This is a genomic window from Bradyrhizobium cosmicum, assembly GCF_032290525.1.
In the GTDB taxonomy this organism is placed as follows: Bacteria; Pseudomonadota; Alphaproteobacteria; order Rhizobiales; family Xanthobacteraceae; genus Bradyrhizobium; species Bradyrhizobium cosmicum_A.
In genome coordinates this window covers 15,289-31,355 of the sequence record NZ_JASXTA010000041.1, presented here as the reverse complement: position 1 = coordinate 31,355, position 16,067 = coordinate 15,289, and the positions used below count along the sequence as shown (strand labels likewise).

Annotated in this window: 10 protein-coding genes and 1 pseudogene; 9 read left to right on the top strand and 2 right to left on the bottom strand. The window is 58.4% G+C overall.

Going from position 1 to position 16,067, the window contains the following annotated elements; genetic code table 11:
• Positions 1 to 589: 589 nt before the first annotated feature.
• Entirely contained in the window at positions 590 to 2,701 is a 2,112-nt protein-coding gene (locus QSV46_RS37605; protein ID WP_314963752.1) for a DEAD/DEAH box helicase, read from the bottom strand.
• 150 nt (positions 2,702 to 2,851) lie between these two features.
• The gene (locus QSV46_RS37600) at positions 2,852 to 3,622 is read right to left on the bottom strand and encodes a DUF1837 domain-containing protein (protein WP_314963750.1); all 771 of its coding nucleotides are present in this window, start codon (positions 3,620 to 3,622) and stop codon (positions 2,852 to 2,854) included.
• 401 nt (positions 3,623 to 4,023) lie between these two features.
• Here QSV46_RS37600 and QSV46_RS37595 point away from each other — a divergent pair.
• The 9 genes and pseudogenes from QSV46_RS37595 to QSV46_RS37555 all read left to right on the top strand — a co-directional run.
• Positions 4,024 to 4,176 (top strand): annotated as a pseudogene (locus tag QSV46_RS37595) (ArdC-like ssDNA-binding domain-containing protein); the annotation flags it as partial.
• A 647-nt stretch (positions 4,177 to 4,823) separates the two neighbouring features.
• Positions 4,824 to 5,795, top strand: a complete 972-nt coding sequence (locus QSV46_RS37590; RefSeq protein WP_314963747.1) for a D-2-hydroxyacid dehydrogenase — start codon at positions 4,824 to 4,826, stop codon at positions 5,793 to 5,795.
• Positions 5,796 to 6,697: 902 nt separating this feature from the next.
• Positions 6,698 to 8,161 carry a 3-hydroxyacyl-CoA dehydrogenase NAD-binding domain-containing protein gene (locus QSV46_RS37585; protein WP_314963745.1) on the top strand — a complete coding sequence of 488 codons (1,464 nt, stop codon included), beginning with the start codon at positions 6,698 to 6,700 and terminating at the stop codon, positions 8,159 to 8,161.
• 34 nt (positions 8,162 to 8,195) lie between these two features.
• Positions 8,196 to 9,389: an acyl-CoA dehydrogenase family protein gene (locus tag QSV46_RS37580; RefSeq protein WP_314963742.1), complete on the top strand. Its 1,194-nt coding sequence runs from the start codon at positions 8,196 to 8,198 to the stop codon at positions 9,387 to 9,389.
• A gap of 49 nt (positions 9,390 to 9,438) precedes the next feature.
• Positions 9,439 to 10,596 carry an acyl-CoA dehydrogenase family protein gene (locus tag QSV46_RS37575; protein WP_314963739.1) on the top strand — a complete coding sequence of 386 codons (1,158 nt, stop codon included), beginning with the start codon at positions 9,439 to 9,441 and terminating at the stop codon, positions 10,594 to 10,596.
• Positions 10,597 to 10,762: 166 nt separating this feature from the next.
• Positions 10,763 to 12,841, top strand: a complete 2,079-nt coding sequence (locus tag QSV46_RS37570; protein ID WP_314963736.1) for an acetate--CoA ligase family protein — start codon at positions 10,763 to 10,765, stop codon at positions 12,839 to 12,841.
• Positions 12,834 to 13,616 carry a carnitinyl-CoA dehydratase gene (locus QSV46_RS37565; RefSeq protein ID WP_314963733.1) on the top strand — a complete coding sequence of 261 codons (783 nt, stop codon included), beginning with the start codon at positions 12,834 to 12,836 and terminating at the stop codon, positions 13,614 to 13,616. Before QSV46_RS37570 ends, QSV46_RS37565 begins: the two co-directional genes overlap by 8 nt.
• Positions 13,617 to 13,776: 160 nt before the next feature.
• Positions 13,777 to 14,736, top strand: a complete 960-nt coding sequence (locus QSV46_RS37560; RefSeq protein WP_314963731.1) for a 3-hydroxyacyl-CoA dehydrogenase NAD-binding domain-containing protein — start codon at positions 13,777 to 13,779, stop codon at positions 14,734 to 14,736.
• 138 nt (positions 14,737 to 14,874) lie between these two features.
• On the top strand, positions 14,875 to 15,759 hold the full coding sequence (locus QSV46_RS37555; protein ID WP_314963728.1) for a 3-keto-5-aminohexanoate cleavage protein: 885 nt from the start codon (positions 14,875 to 14,877) through the stop codon (positions 15,757 to 15,759).
• Positions 15,760 to 16,067 lie beyond the last annotated feature (308 nt).

Sequence of the window (16,067 nt, the reverse complement as noted above, 5' to 3'; positions counted from 1 at the left end):
GGCACTCGGAAAAGGGGCTCGCCTGCGGCGATCGCTATCACTGCCCCGTTCCCGGGTGCCGCTATTGAACCGGTCTCGTCACTGCACTCGGACCCGCGTGCTCCTTCGGGTCGCTATGCTCACGCTCTCCGGGTGCCATTTTCCGTCGAGGCGATGCGCCCCTGGCGCACGCCTGGCCGGGCCTGCGGCCCTGGGTAGTTCAATGCAATTCGACGGACATATGGCGTGGCGCTGGTCGCGGCCAGCCGGACGCAATGCGACGTCACCGTATTAAGCATCTTCGTCAAGGATGACAGATCGAGATCGAGAGCACCCCCTCCTCGCCTCCATCGCCTCGACCATCAATAACGATGCAACTCTTCGGGGTGCTCTTCGCTTCTCATAAGAAGTGCTTGTGCATTCAGAGATTGCCGTCCAGGGCGCCAACGCGTCGGAGAAAACAGCTGGGCTGAGTAGGCGCGCAAGGGGCAACCGACGATCGATGTCGAGCTCTCCAATTATCGCGCCCACTCTAGGGACGAACTGCCATTAGTGGGATCGCGTGGTGCCGCCTGGAGTGTAATCGGCGTCCCTTGAGCACACCATGCTATCAAGCGTCATCCGGTGTCTGGGACTCGTCAAGAGTAATCCCATCGAAAAAGAAGCGCACAACGTAGCGATCAAAAGGTCCTAGAGATTTGATCGCTAGTACGGCGTTAATCCCCAAAAACTTGAATCGGTCGAGTGCCCTGAGGAGATCCATGTCAGGATCTTCAAAATTGATGAGACCGGCCGCATGGATCTTCTTCGATATCATGCGCGGTAGGCCGTATTCCTCAAGATGGTAGACTGCACTAGGAAGGAACGCGCGGCTCATCCTGCCTACGAACCCTGAGATATCAACAGCAGGGTTCACGATGATCTTATGAAGCTCATTTGTGTCGCCGAGGAGAGCAGACAACTTAAATGTAACAGTCCTCTCCAGCTTGAAGAAGTCCTCTATGCTAATACCGCTTCGCCTCAAGGTCGAAATAATCTGGGACAAATCATCACGCCAATTGTGCGCAATCTCCTTGGTCACATTCACCACGTTAGACCATGCTGTATCCCAACCGCTGGGTTTGAGCCTGAGCACTTTATACAGCATGGAGTCCCACTGGGCAGGATTTGATGAGTTGAGATAGCCGAAGCCCCTCCAATCATCTGGAGCGTCTCTCATATCTTTTGCCAAGCGCAGCAGAAAGTCTGCGTCGCTGTCCTGCAGAACATTGTCCTTCTTGAGACGTGCGAATTGTTCCTCGCCAATGATGTCGGACATTTGGGTTCTGTACTCGACGATCCTTTCAATTTGACGGTCTGTCAGCTGGTCTGCATCGCCATCTTCGTCGAGAGTTCCCAGCATCTTATCTGGGAACGAGATTTCGAGTTGGGCATCTTCCGATTTTGGCGGCGCATCTAACAGAAAGATGTTGCCGACGAAGTACTTGAACATGCGCCCGCCGCGGCCAATAATATTCTTGTATGTAAAATCCTTGAGGTTGGTGCTGCCAAGCTTACTGCGCCATACGATCACATTCTGAGCAGAAGTGTTGACGCCCTCAATGATAGAAGACGTGGAGACAATGCTGTCAAAGCCGTCCTCATACTCAAACAGCCTGATCTGCAGCTGGCTCAGGCACCTGTGCATGCTGCCATTGTGAACTCCGACGGCCCGCTCGACCAGATCGGCCAAGAGCCAGTCTTCTTCGTAATTTTCCCTCAGCCACTTGGCGAACGCTGAGGTGTATATCCGATCTACGGCTGGCAGGTTCTTGATGACAAGGTCGGCAATTTTTCGGATTTCACCGTAAGTACCAGCGTAGACGAGTGTTTTTTCATCGCCCGGAGAAATCAGCTCAATCAACTTCGCGCCCTTCTTGGCGGCGTCTCCTCCAAATTCCTTGTACGGTTCTTGGATATTCAAGTACACGGTATTGAAATTGAGGAGTTCAACAAACTCCATGTCGCGGGTGAATGCATTATCGTTGAGTTTCTTGATGTTCGGTGCAAGGTAGTACCGCTGGCTTGCCTTCTTCGAAAGTTTCAAGATCGCCTTTACCAGAGAGGAGGCGCGCTCGGGATCGTGCTCTTGGCTCGCCTTGTAGAATTCATCGACGACGAGAAGGTCGATGGTTTTAAGGGACGCCAGGTATCCGAAGGCGCGCTCCTGCGGAAAGATGAGGATGTTCTTAGGTCCGAGCCGCGTATCCGGTGCCGTTATGATCGTGTAGTGTTCGGAGAATTTCTTGAACAGTCGCCTTCGTGTTTCGTCCATGAGCGCGATTGTCGGAACGATGATCACCACCGTGTCCGGATGCTTCGCGGCTATAAACGCATCAATGATAAAGCTCTTTCCGAAGCTCGTTGGGGCGCTTACCGCGACGCTCCTCCCGTTCAGAAGTCTGGCAAGGACAGAGGATTGCTCTCGGTGTAGGGTTGCCAATCGGCGGCCAACGTCAACCTCAAATGCGTGATGCACGTATTTCTGGTCCCACGACGCGCTCTCAAGCTGCAGGTAGGGAAACAGGCCCGTCGCGCGGATCATCTGGTTCACTAACTGCGGGTAGGGCGTCTTGGCCCGATCCAAGTCTGCCAGTAGCTGTATCAACAGATTTCTCGCAGCCAGCTCATTCTGGATCGATAGCAGCCCGTTAATCTCCTGACAGGTCTCAAAAAGTTCCATCATTTCTGTCCTTTGTAGAAGGCGACGGCGTGGACAAACGCGTCAACGATCTTCTTCTTGCTTGGGACCGGAAAGAGTATGATGTGGAAGTTGAGATCATCGTATTTGTGAACTGAGCTGGATTTTGCGAGCTGCTTTGAAAAGTAAGATTCAGCCCGTTCCTTGTGAAAGGCGGCCAACTCCGTCTTGTAGGTCTCCGATAATTCGCTGGCAGCGGCCGTCGTGAGGCATTCGTGTAATAAGGATCGGTATATGAATCTTCGCCTTCAGCTTGTCGATGGACTCGCGGTTGCTCAAAGCGGCTTTGATCTTCTCTCGAAGGCGTGCGGGGATTGGCAGTCCATCCAGGTCCGAGACGCTGGTGATGATCGCGTTTTCTTTCTTCAGCTTATCGGTCGATAGTGAGTTCAAGACGGAGGTCACTACTGCATCGAGGCGAGCATCAGCTATGGAGTTGTAGAATTTCGCTTCGCCGAACCACAGTGTGAAGTCGTCGCCCTTCACTACAATGTGTACGCTGTCTGCTCCCTTGGCGTTGTCCTGAACATTCTGTTTGTAAAATATCTTCGGAACGACAGGCAGAGCGCCAAAACGATGGCGCATTAGGCCATACAAGAACACTTCGGCTATTTCGCTTCCCTGACCCACCTCGTCCTTGTCAGTCAATCTGAGGTTCTGAGCGGCTGCTATGAGGCTGCTGTGACTCTGATCCACAAGTGCGGATCGCTCTCTTTGGGACAATGCGGTTTCAGCTATATTGTCCCAGAGGTAACTCTGGAATTTGAGATACCGCCACTCGGTGTCTTCGAAGTCGTTAATTAAGCTAAGAACGCGCTTGTTTACCAAAGTGGTGAGCTGAGACACGGAAGTGATGCCGGCAAGGACGTCATCAATAAGGATTTCGAATGACAAGCCGGTCATCGCTATAATTACCCCCAAAAACTTACACATATTTCAGATTCGTACAGGTTCCTACTGCACATTCGTAGGTAGAGGGGGAATGCTGGTGCATTTGCCCGACTATTTTTTCCGAAAAGATAACCGGTCTCGTCGCTGCACTCGGCCACGCGTGCCGGCTTTGGGGTCGCTTTGCTCACGCTCCTGCAGGTGCCCTTTTCTGCTGGGGCGACCTTGCCGCCCGCATGGTCGGGTCTGCGGCCGTGGCACCTCAACGCCAACTGCCATGAAGAATCGCACGAAGGGCCAAGCCCCCTCGCAGATTCACATTCTCACTTAGAGGCTGAGCGTAAGAGTGTCGCGCGGTTGCCGTGACGCGTTACAGGCCGCGAGAGAGGCTCGTGGCGCCCGTCCGGAGATCCGCGATGTCCAGACATGATCCTCGGGCGCGCATCGGTGAGGACCGACAAGCCTTTATGGCGACATCACCAGCAAGACCATCGCCGAGCTGAAGGCCGGCCAAGTGCCTTGGGTGCAGCCTTGGGGCACGGCGGCGGCGAAGGCTATGGCCTGTCTGGCGCGCGTGGTTCGCGCCGGCATGGAGCGCGGACGCTGCTTTGCAAGCGCGCGGATACAGGTCGCTTGCCGGGCCTTGCCCGCTCATGCATTCTGGCGCGATGCAGAGCCGCAAAATGAGAGCGGGTGGAGTTCACCGGGAAGAGCAAAGCGGGCGAGCGGATCACCTGAGCTTGCCCTTCTGCTTTGGGGTCAATGAAGGCCGATGTCTGTATAAGCGCCGTCGTCCCGGCACCACAGTGCGCAACTGCTTATCTCAACGTGCGATGGCCCGATGTCGTGCGCTGCTCATCTGGCGAGCCGCCTTGTCGCGCGTGGCTGTAGCTATCCTGGAGGCGACTAGGCTTTCGTGGCTCGTTTGCGAAAGCTTACTGCCCCGACGCGATAAAAGCTTCATCTTGTGCCACGCATGCGCAGGATTTCGGCTTATAACAGACCACATCGGTCAATTTCCAATCCCTCAGCAGAATACAAGCTGCGTGATAGCTTTATAGCTAAGCCCGGGGAGGGGACAGGCCGGGCTTCCAACGACAGGAGAGGGTGCATTGACTTCCGAGGTGTTCATCACCTGTGCGTTTAAGGGAAGCACAGGGCGCGCTGGTGCTCAAAAGTCCTTTCGGTTTACTCGAGTAACAAGGACGAGCCGGTGATGACATCGTCCACATCTTCCGCTATCGCTGCCGTCACCGTCTTGGTCCATGGGTCCGAAGTTGCGCGCCGCGTCCATGAGCGCTTTCCGACCGTGCGCGTCTTGAGCGCCAAAGATACTGCGTCACTGGAATCCCAGGTGGCGGATGCTGATGTCATTGTTGGCTCCGGGATTGATTTTCCTCCCCAGGTCCTGGACAAGGCCCGTCGGCTACGCTGGTTCCAGTCGACCTCCGCGGGCATCGACGCGATTTTGCCGACTTGCAACCGTATCCGCGATCTCATCGTCACCAATGCTCGAGGCGTCCATGGCGATTCCATCGCGGATTTTGTCATGACGGGCATTGGCATGATGCACTGGGACTTCCCACGCTTCATGCAGGAGCAGTCTCGCAAGGAGTGGCACACACGTCCGGTACCGCCGATTTCGCAGAAGACGCTCGGCGTCGTCGGGCTCGGTTCGATCGGAGCTGCCATCGCCCGCCGCGGCAAAGGCGCGGGGATGACAGTGCTCGGCACGAAGCGCGATGTCGGCGCGCCAGTGGAGGGCGTCGACAGGCTCCTCCCGCCCAATGGCCTTGCAGAGCTTTTGCAACTCTCTGACTTCGTTGTGCTTGCCGTTCCCCTCGTTCCCGAAACGACCAGGCTAATTGGCCGTGAACAGCTTCGTCTAATGCGACGCAGTGCCTTTCTGGTTAATATTGCTCGCGGGTCAGTCGTTGCGGAGAGCGAGCTCGTGGAAGAGCTCCGAGCAGGCACCATAGCGGGGGCTCTTCTCGATGTGTTCGAGCAGGAGCCGCTCCCGGCCAACAGTCCGCTCTGGACCATGCCTAATGTTCTCGTGGCCCCCCACGTCTCCGGGTATCCGAGCGATTATTCCGCGCGCCTGTTCGAGATATTCGCCGCTAACCTGCAACGGTTTATCGATAGGAAGCCATTGCAAAATGTGATCGACCTAGCGCGAGGGTACTGACTGGAAGATTTACGGCGAGTGCTCGTTCTTCATTTCGCCTATTGATCAGGCCTCGGCTTGATCTCAGAGGGTCTCGCGTGGGGAGTTCCCCCACACACTGCGGGCCACTCCCGCGGGAGTGGCCCTTTTTTTAGCGCTCTCACCACCTGCCGATGAACATCATCGAGTTAAAGCGGTTTGCGGCAATGAATACGTAGCGGAATATCAGAGACTTTGCTCACCTGCTCGCGCTGGCTCAATCCTCGGCTTAGGCGACCCTTCTGTTCTCATACACGGAGCGCCGGCATTGCCCGTGTGGGGTACACAATCCGCCGGATCGATAAATGGAAGCTGTGCCTGCAGATCTTGCGCCGAATTCATGAGCCTCCTTCTGACGCGCAGGATGCGTAAAGCGATTTGTGTTTCGTCCTTCCGCTCCGATCTGTCCCGCTTGAGTGATCTCCTTGCATCAAACCGAGAGCCGCGTAGCAAAACCTTCGCACGTTAGCGAAGATGCGCAGGATTTCGGCTTCTCATCCGCCGTTATCGATCAAAACCCGATCGAGGGGCGAAGTACAAATCCCGCAGACAAAACTTGTCGCTCCCCGTGTTCAAGCTGAGTGTTTCAGCAGCGGTAGAGGGTGGAATGGTTTCGGAGGCAGTCATCGCCTGTGCGGTTGCGCGACGTCGGGTTCCGGTAGAGTGGAGTCCGCATGCGCCGCTGGCCCAGGTGCAGACAACAGAGTCGGTCATCGACGCGGCTCGGGCTGACGCCACCATTGTGCGTATCCATGCCCTTCACCACAGACGCGGCGGACGACCAACGCCGGATTGGCCGAGTGGGCGCTGCAGATGTCTTGAGCCGAGCCCGAGCGGCGTGCGCAAAGAGGCGGCGCTCAGCGTCCATCGTGAGGTGAAGGCCCATGTCTGAGAGGCGGCTGCGAACAGTCGGACTGTTAGGGGGCGGCTTGATCGGTGGCGGCTGGGCTGCGCGCTTTATTCTTAACGGGGTAGACGTGCGGCTACACGATCCCGCGCCTGGTGCACTGGAGCGCGCACAACAGCAGTTGGAGAACGCGCGGCGGGCATATCGGCGATTGACGCGAGTCGCGCTGCCACCTGAGGGACGTCTGTCGGCTGTGGATTCGATTGCCAAGGCGGTGCGGGGCGCCGATCTCGTGCAGGAGTCGGCGCCGGAGCGGTTGGATCTCAAGCAGCAACTCCTCGGGGCCGCCAGCCGAGCGGCCGCGCCGGAGACGCTGATCTGCTCGTCCACCTCAGGTCTGCGCCCATCCTTGCTACAGGTTGAGATGGATCGGCCGGAGCGCTTTCTTGTCGCGCACCCCTTCAATCCTGTCTACATGCTGCCGCTGGTCGAACTGTGTGGTGGGGAGAGGACGGCACCCGAGGCGCTGGAACGGGCGGCGGAGATCTACCGGGGACTCGGAATGCACCCGCTCGTGGTGCGCAAAGAGGTGGACGGCTTCATCGCAAACCGGCTCCAGGAGGCAATGTGGCGCGAGGCGCTCTGGTTGGTGCACGATGATCTAGCCACGGTGCAGGAGGTCGATGACGCCATCCGCTACTCCTTCGGGCTGCGCCGGGCGATTATGGGCCCCTTCCGCATGCCAGGCGGCGGAGGCGGCATGCGCCGCTTCATGCAGCAATGGGGGCCGATGCTGAAGTGGCCGTGGTCGAAGCTCACTAAGGTGCCAGAGCTCACGGACGCCTTTCTCGACAAGCTCGCCAAGCAAGCAGACGATCGAGGTGAGAAGCTTAGCGGCCTCGAAATCGAACAGAAACGCGACGACTGCTACGTGGCCCTTCTTCAAGGACTGCGTTCGCAGGGCTATGGCGCGGGCGAGACGGTTGCCCTTTGGGAGCAGGGGCTGCGCGAGGCCAACTTCCAAATCGACGATGGCTGCGGACCACTGCGGATGCCGCCGGCCCAGATGCCCTCTGACTGGCTCGACAGTAACGGACACGTCAATGAGAGCCGTTACCTCCAGCTCTTCAGTGAAGCCACAGGCACCCTGGAACGTTATGTCGGCGTAGACAGCGAGTACCGGTCAAAGTGCGGTGCGTTCTACACCGTCGAGACCCACCTATTCCATCTCGGGGAGTTGCGCGCCGGCGACCGCGCCCAGGTTCTCACGCAGGTGCTCGGTGCACAGGACAAGCGCCTTCATGTCTTTCACGTCCTCACCCGCGAGGCGGACGACAAGCCGGTTGCGATGTCGGAACAGATGCTAATTCATGTCGACGCCAGCAGCCGGCGTAGCGCGCCCGTGCGGGGTAGGGTTCGCGAGCGGCTGCTAGAACTTGCCGAACGGCACGCCAAGTTGCCTCGCCCCGAACGCGTCGGCGCCAGCATCCGGCAGCGTTGAGATTGAAGCCAGAATTGCTCACCGAAAGAAATCGATGGATATCGCGTTCACAGAAGAAGAGCGGGCATTCCGCGAAGACATACGTCAGCTCTTGCGTGACAACATGCCGCCGGAGTTGCGGCGCAAGTTGGCTGAAGGGCGAAAGCTGTCGAAAGACGAAAAGGCCGCCGGAGTGCGAATCCTCTACAAGAAGGGCGTGCCCACCTGGCCAAAGGAGTACGGGGGGGCAGGCTGGACCCCGGTTCAATATTACATCTTCACAGAGGAGGTGCGGGCGTTTCCCGCCTGGACACAGTTTGGCTATGGCGAGTCTCTGGTCGGTCCCGTAATCTACACCTTCGGCAATGAGGCCCAGAAGAAGTACTACCTGCCGCGTATCGCCAACGCTGAGGATTGGTGGTGTCAAGGCTTCTCGGAGCCAGGCGCCGGCTCAGACCTTGCCTCGCTCAGAACGCGGGCAGTACGTGACGGCAACCACTATATCGTCAACGGTCAGAAGACTTGGACGACCTGGGCGCAATACGCTGATTGGATCTTCTGCTTGGTGAGAACAAATCCCGAAGCGAAGAAACAGCAGGGTATCTCTTTCCTCCTGGTCGATGTGAAGACCCCTGGTGTTACAGTGCGCCCTATCGAGTTGATCAGCGGTGGTCACGAAGTCAACGAGATTTTCTTCGACAATGTTCGTGTTCCGATCGAGAATTTGGTCGGTGAAAAGAACAAGGGCTGGGATTACGCTAAGTTTCTCCTCGCCAACGAGCGGTTTTCAGATGCTGGCGTAACCTCTTCAAAGGAAAGCATCGGTCGCATCAAGAACCTTGCCGCACGATCCTGCGTCGGCGGGGAGCCGATCATAGACCAAGGCTCGTTTCGCGAGAAGATCGCGGCCGTCGAAGTCCAGCTGAAGGCGCTCGAGATCACGCAGCTTCGGGTGTTAGCGAACGCCTCGAGGCAGCACAAGAGTGCGCAGGATCCTGCAAGCTCCATCCTAAAGCTCAAGGGCGCCGAAATCGAGCAGGAGATTGCGCAGTTGCTGATGGACGTAGCTGGTCCTTACAGCCTTCCTTATCTTTCGGAAGACCACCTCGAAGGTAACGAGCCGCCGATTGGCCCCGACTGGGCTGCAACGATCGCGCCCGGCTACTTCTACAGCCGCGCGGCGTCAATCTATTCGGGCTCCAGAGAAATCCAGAAAAACATCATCGCAAAAGCAATCCTCGGTCTGTGATGCTCGAACGAGATTGGCGAGGCGCCCCTCATCCAGGAGATTTTTGATCATGAACTTTGACCTATCGGAGGAACAACAGCTCCTCAAAAACAGCGTAGAGCGACTGTTGGCCGACAGCTACGGCTTTGAGAAGCGCCGCACTTATCAGACGGACGCAAAAGGCTATAGTGACGCAATGTGGGCACGGTACGCAGAAATCGGGCTGCTTGCATTGCCATTCTCTGACCATCATGGCGGCTTCGACGGCGGCGCCGTCGAGACGATGATTGCAATGGAGGCGTTCGGGAAGTCGCTGATCCTCGAGCCTTATTTCGCAACGGTTGTCCTTGCCGGCGGGCTACTTCGGCTTGGGGGGAGCGAAGCACAAAAGGCCGACCTGATCCCCGGTATCGCGGAAGGCCGATTGAAGCTCGCCTTCGCATATGCCGAGCCGCAGTCGCGCTACGATCTGTTCGACGTCGAGACGCAGGCGAAAAAAGACGGCGGCGAATGGATACTGAATGGCACGAAGTGCCTCGTCCTGCACGGCGATACTGCCGATAAGATCGTCGTCTCTGCGCGCACCTCCGGAGATACACGCGAGAGGAATGGGATCGGTCTCTTCATTGTTGACGCCGACGCGCCGGGCCTTAGCCGCCGTGGCTATCCGACACAGGATGGTCTGCGTGCGGCCGAAATCATCCTAGAGAATGTACGCATCAAGAATGTTGACGTCATTGGGGATCCAGAAGGCGCGTTTCCAATCATCACCCGGGTGGCGGACGAGGCGGTCGCAGCGCTCTGCGCGGAAGCTGTCGGCTGTTTTGAAACAATGCAGCAGATCACGCTCGACTATTTGAAAGCGCGCGAGCAGTTCGGCAAGAAGATCGGTAGTTTCCAGGTACTGCAGCATCGCGCGGTCGACATGTTTGTCGAATTGGAGCAGTCGCGCTCGATGGCCATGTACGCCGCGATGATGGCGGGTGAGGATGACGCCATCGAGCGCGAGCGTGCCATTTCCGCGGCGAAGGTCCAGATCGGCCGATCCGCGAAGGCAATCGGCCATGAATCCATCCAGCTTCATGGTGGCATTGGAATGACAATGGAGTACAGCATCGGCCACTATTTCAAGCATGTGACCATGCTCGACATGCTTTTTGGCGATGCCGACCATCACCTGAAGCGGCTTGCCGGCCTTGGAGGGCTCAGTAACGGGCAGGTCAATTGAAGAACAAGCCCGGTCGAATTCGAATGTCATCTTTAGCTCTCGCGTCTCCGTCATCACACCTTCCGGTCGGGCGGGCTGCGCCGCTCCGCATCGAGCACAATCGCGAGGAGGGCCGAAAATGCCTCGATCTCATTTCGCTGGCTTTGGCGCGCAACGGGGCTGATCAATGAGCAAGCTCGAGCGTCTTCTGCGGCCCAAATCGATCGCCGTGTTTGGCGGTAAGCAGGCAGCCACTGTCGTCGCGCAATCGATCAAGATGGGCTTTGCTGGAGAGATCTGGCCAGTCCACCCCACCAAAGACGAGGTTGCCGGCCGGAAAGCCTACCGTTCCGTGGCCGAGCTACCTGGCTCGCCGGATGCTGCTTGGGTCGGCGTCAACCGGCACCTCACCATAGAGGTGATCAGGGCGCTGGCTGAGCGGAATGCCGGAGGTGCTGTTTGTTTTGCCGCCGGTTTCCTTGAGACGAAAGCCGATGACGCAGACGGCGAGAGGCTGCAGGCCGAACTGGTCGCCGCCGCCGGCGAGATGCCGATCATCGGTCCTAACTGCTACGGCCTGATCAATTACGCCGACGGCGCGCTTTTATGGCCGGACCAGCATGGTGGAATCCGACTTGCCGAGGGTGGACTTGGCGTCGCCATCATCACGCAGTCCTCCAGCATCGCCATCAGCATGACGATGCAAAAGCGCGGTTTGCCCATTGCCTTTTTGATGACAGCTGGAAATCAGGCGCAGACCGGGCTTTCCGAAATTGCGCACGGCCTCATCGAGGATACGCGCGTGACCGCGCTTGGCCTGCACATCGAAGGCTTCGACTCAGTGGCCGGTTTCGAAAGACTGGCGGCGCGTGCACGAGAGTTGAGAAAGCCGATCATCGCCATGAAAGCCGGCCGTTCGGAGCAGGCCCGGCAGGCGACGATTTCGCATACGGCTTCGATTGCTGGTTCCGACGCCGCATCCGGCGCGTTCCTGAAGCGGCTCGGAATCGCCCGGGTCGATTCCCTTCCCACTTTTATTGAAACGCTGAAACTGTTGCACGTCACCGGGCCATTGTCGGGATATCGCCTGTCGTCGATGAGCTACTCGGGTGGCGAAGCTTCAATAATGGCTGACACCGCGGAAAGTCGCTTGGTGCGCTTCCCTGGTCTCACTGAGGAACACCGCGCACGTGTTCGATCAACGCTCGGGCCGCTGGTTGCGGTGGCCAACCCTCTCGATTACAACACATTCACCTGGAACAACGAGCCGGCGTTGACCGCCACCTTCACCGCAATGGTGTCGGGCGGCTTCGATCTCAATATGGCGGTGCTCGACTTCCAGCGCCCCGACCGCTGTTCGAACGCTGCTCCCTATTGGACCATCGTGCGCGCATTCGAAGCGGCGCTGAAGAGCAACAAGGCGAATGGAGCAATCGTCACCTCGCTGCACGAGAACATGCCTGAAGACTACGCCCTACAACTGATGGCGCGGGGGATCACACCGCTGTTCGGCGTTGCCGAAGCCTTGGATGCCGCCCAAGCGGCCGCTTTCATTGGCTCCGCCTGGCTTCAGCCAGAGGCACAACCGGTCAACACTTCAGGTTCTGGCACGCGCGCAGCCGGCGGTACTACGCTCGATGAAGCAGCGGCGAAGGCGCGGCTGATCCAGGCCGGGCTGCCAGTGCCCGAAGGCAGGCGCGCCGGTAGCGCAGCCGAGGCGGTGACCTCATCCCAGGCGCTTGGTTTCCCAGTGGCGCTGAAGGCGCTCGGCGTCAGCCACAAATCTGAGGTCGGAGCCGTGCGGCTCAACCTCAGGGACGCTGAAGCCATCAAGAATGCGGCACGCGATCTGCTGGCTCTAACCAAAGAGCTTTATGTTGAACGCATGGTGCGCGATGGTGTCGCCGAACTCATCGTCGGATTCACTCGCGATCCGATCTTCGGCGCGGTGATGACGTTGGGCTCAGGCGGCGTATTGGTCGAACTTTTGCGCGATAGTGCCACTCTGATGCTGCCGGCAACACACAGTGACATCGAGGCAGCGTTGCGCGGCCTTAAGCTTTACCCATTGCTCGAAGGGTACCGGGGGCGGCCCAGGGCCGACGTGACAGCGGCAATCGGGGCCATAGCGGGCATCGCTGCCTTCGTGCAGCAGAATGCCGAGATCGAGGAACTCGATATCAACCCGCTGATCGTTTGTGCCGAAGGCAAGGGGGCCTGGATCGCGGATGCGTTGCTCGTGTACGGAGAAGACAAGAATGTCTGAAGCGATCAGGATCCATCGCGAAGGCGCAATTCTCGAAGTTACCATGGACCGGCCCAAGGCTAACGCAATCAATCCCAAGACGTCGCGGTTGATGGGCGAAACCTTCAAGGCCTTTCGCGACGATCCGGATTTGCGCGTCGCCGTTCTCAAGACCGCCGGCGACAAGTTCTTTTGCGCCGGGATGGACCTGAAGGCGAGGTCGGAGGGCGAGACGGCCGATGGCGACTGGGGCATCGGCGGATTCGGGGGAGTGCAGGAACTGCGCGGTCTCAACAAACCTGTGATCGCGTGCGTCAATGGTATGGCGGTGGGTGGCGGCTTCGAGTTGGCGCTTTCCTGCGACCTGATCTACGCCTCCGATCATTCCTCCTTTGCGCTGCCGGAGATCCGCGCGGGAACGTTGGCGGATGCAGCATCGGTCAGGCTGCCGAAACGCATGCCCTATCACATTGCAATGGAGCTTCTCTTCACCGGGCGGTGGATGGATGTGGCTGAGGCGCATCGCTGGGGTCTGGTGAACGAGGTGCTGCCGAGGGAAAAGCTCGAAGAACGGGTCTGGGAGGTCGCACGCCTGCTCGCTAATGGCCCGCCCTTGGTCTTTGCGGCAATCAAAGAAGCAGCGCGTGTCTCTGAATCGCTCTCGTTTCAGGACGCTATGAACCGGTTGACACGCCGTCAGCTTGCGACCGTCGACGTACTCTATGGGTCGGAGGACAGCCTTGAAGGTGCTCGGGCCTTTGCCGAAAAGCGCGCCCCCGTTTGGAAGGGCAAATAGTGCGGGGCCGACCACCGCGATGTTTCAAACCATTTAATCACGTGGAAGTCCGATGGATTTCATCCGGCGGCGTGATCCAGCGTAAACTCCCGATGCGAGAGAAGGAACAATCAATGACAATTTATCAGGTTGGCAAGCTCAACCGAGACGAGGCCAAGCTATGAGCGCTTTTCGTGGGCCAGGTCAGATTCGCCAAGTTGCGTGCATTGGTACGGGAATCATTGGCGGCGGATTCGTTGCGCACTTTCTGGCGCGTGGGCTCGACGTCCTCGTGTGGGATCCGGCGCCAGACGCCAAAGATCGCCTCGATGAACTGCTCAAGACGGCTTGGCCGACCCAGGAGCGCCTCGGCGCGCGTGCCGAGGATCGCGGCAGTCTGACCTGGGCGAAGACAGCGGCGGAGGCGGTGACTGCCGCCGATTTCGTGCAAGAGAGTGCTCCCGAACGGCTGGAGCTAAAACGAAAACTCTATGCTGAGATCGAACCGCTGGTGCCTGCCCATGCGGTCATCGCCACGTCCACCTCCGGGTTCACCATCGCCGATCTACAGGCAGAAGGCTCGCGATCGCCCCGCGTCGTCATCGGACACCCGTTCAACCCCCCTTATCTCATTCCGCTGGTTGAGGTCGCCGGCGCAGCGCACACCAGCAAGGAGGCGCTCGCCGCTGCGGAGGCGTTCTATCAGTCAATCGGGAAAATCGTTATTCGCATGGATCACGAGATCCCTGGCTTCATCGCCAACCATCTGCAGGCGGCGCTGGAGCGGGAGGCAATGCACCTGGTTGCCGAGGGCCATGCAACGCCCCAGCAGATCGACGCCGCAGTCGTGCATGGTCTCGCCCCACGCTGGAGCGCAATTGGCCCCTGCATGGTCCGCAACATGGGAAATCCCGCCGGTATCGGCGCCTATTTCGAACGCTTCTATCAGGGCAGCGAACCGTCTCTCTCTCACGTGAAACCGCCAGAGTTCACGCCTGAATTCATCCGGGCCATGGAAGAAGGGTGCCGCGCCATGTCCGCCGACCGCAGCCGGACCGAACTTGCGGCTGCCCGCGACAGGATGGTGATCGAGGTACTCCTAGCCCAGTGCCGGGCCGGACTGTCGAATCACGGCGTCTGAAACGATCACAGCCATCGATCGACGCTTTTTGCGAGGCACAGGCGCCGTCAGGATAAGCCACTACCGGCAGAAAACCTCGCTTAGTTGGGCCGTCGCCCCACTGATCGCATGGAAGAGTATCAACACAGGAGTTTTCAAGTGTCAGAGAAAGTTATCATCACGTGTGCCGTGACCGGCGGCAATTCTGCCGTTGTTGCGAAACATCCCAAGATTCCGATCACGCCTTCGCAAATCGCGGATGCGGCGCTGGACGCAGCGAAGGCCGGGGCCGCGGTCGTTCACATTCATGTCCGCGACCCAGGCACCGGAGCGCCATCGAACCGATTCGATCTCTATGAACAGGTCGTCAAGAAGCTTCGTGATGCATCGACTGACGTCATCATCAACTTGACCAGCGGAATGGATGGCGAACTCGTGCTCGATTCCATCGAGCCGCTAAAGATTGGTGAAACAAGTACCCTTAAAACCCCCTTGGGGCGCTGTCTTCACGCCGTCAAACTTCAGCCAGAGATCAGCAGCTTGGATTGCGGCACGATGGCGTTCGGGGAACGCATTTTCGTCGCGCGCATGTCGGATCTGCGTGAGCTTGCCAAGCTCATGCGAGAAGCCGGCGTCAAACCCGAGCTTGAATGCTTTGATCTCGGCCATATTGAAACGGCCAAGAGGCTCATATCTGAACAGCTGATCGAGGCGCCGCCTCTTTTCCAGTTCTGTCTCAGCACGGGCTATGGTGCGCCGGGCGTTCCGATCGCTCTCCAGGCGATGCGAGAGATTCTCCCTCCGGGCGCCGCCTGGGGTGGATTCGGCTGCGGCCCGGACGAAATGCGAATGGTCGGACAGCTGGTCACCATGGGCGGCCACGTCAGAGTAGGACTAGAGGATAACATTTATCTTCGACGTGGCGTGCTCGCCTCCAACGCCGAACTCGTCGAAAATGCGGTTGGGATTATCGAGCGCATGGGCGCCAGCGTCGCCACACCCGCTGAGGCGCGGGCAATTCTTGGTCTCAAGAAGCGCGGCTAAACGTACTAGATCCGGCATGGCTTGTGCCATGCCGGATCTGAGGCCGCTGGAAACGCGGACTCGTCCGTTACAACCTTCAGGGCGGGTGCATGCTGCAGTCGCAGCAATTCAGCTGGAGCTATCGCGTTAGCCTACGTGTTAGACGTATTGATTTGCTGGCACTATGGCGCTCGCCAGAAAACTCATCGAGAGATCGTCAAAGGTGTCAAAGTGGGGCAACCTTCCTCGGCTAATAGTCTCTCGTCCGCGAGGCGGAATCCGGAAAACTCTAGGTGCTCTCCGGCGCGCAGATGTGCCGAGCGCATCGC